Raw genomic sequence first — 1,043 nt, forward strand, 5'->3', positions numbered from 1 at the left:
TCCCAGGAGAGTGCGGCATCGCCTTGGCCGCCGGCGAGCGCGGTGCCCCAGGTCGGCCACCCGGCCTCGACATATTTCACCTTCTTGATGTCGACACCCTGCGCGGCAAGCAGCGGATCGACGATCGCCTGCCAAGCGGCGGAGCCGAGCAGGATCGTCTTGCCTTCGAGGTCCTTCAGGTTCTTGGTGCCCTGGCCCTTGCGGAAGGCGATGCTGAAGGTGTCGCGCGCGCCCATGTGGAACACCGACTTCAGCTTCATGCCGTTCTGGATGGCGAAGGAGAAGACGCCGGGCGAGGGGAAGCCCATGTCGGCCTGGCCGACATCGACGAACTTGACCGTCGCGGTGCCGTCAGACGGACCCGGCTGCATGTCGGTGGCGAGGTCGCCGAAATAGCCGGCCTTCTTGGCCGACCAGTAGGGATAGTCGTCCAGCACTTCGAGCGTGCCGCGCGGCGAAATCCAGGTGAATTTTTCATAAGCCGCCGCGCTGGCTTTCAGACCCGATGCGCCGAGCGCGGTGGCGGTCACGACGCCGGCGGCCGTCACTTGCAGGAAGTAGCGGCGGCTGATGCCCGCTCTTGTCGCCGTACTGAATAAGCTTTCGTTGGTCATGGCATTCCCCTTTTGTTGATTGCCGTTATCGATCGCTTGCCCTTGCCTTCGCCCGTCTCCCGGGCGATCTCATCCGTCCGCGCTCATGCCTCCCAGCTCGCCCATTTCTTGCCGATCAGGAAGAAGAGCACGTAGATCAGGATGCCGAGCGTCGACAGGATCAGCACCACCGCGAAGAATTGCGGCATCTGGATCATCGACGAATACGAGGTAAGCCGGTTGCCGAGGCCGAAGCCGCCGCCGACCATCTCGGCACCTACCGCAGTGAGGAGCCCGAAGATCGCGCCGATCATCAGCCCGACCAGGATCATCGGCAGCGCCATCGGCGCGCGGATCTTCCAAAAGATCTGCAAGGTGCTCGCGCCATAGGAGCGAGCGAGCGCGATCTTGGCGCTGTCCACGCGCCGGAACCCGGTCGCGGCATTGATC

2 protein-coding genes are annotated in these 1,043 nt (G+C 63.9%); both read right to left on the reverse strand.

Annotated elements, in window-relative coordinates:
• Window positions 1-614: ABC transporter substrate-binding protein (locus EOA60_RS34505; RefSeq protein WP_164899836.1), on the reverse strand; the 614-nt coding region annotated here is incomplete at its 3' end.
• Between the two features lie 83 nt (window positions 615-697).
• Window positions 698-1,043, reverse strand: a 346-nt coding sequence (locus EOA60_RS34510; RefSeq protein WP_128312708.1) for an ABC transporter permease subunit, incomplete at its 5' end; no start/stop codon positions are given.

Source organism: Mesorhizobium sp. M1A.F.Ca.IN.020.06.1.1 (assembly GCF_004023265.1).
Taxonomy (GTDB): Bacteria; Pseudomonadota; Alphaproteobacteria; order Rhizobiales; family Rhizobiaceae; genus Mesorhizobium.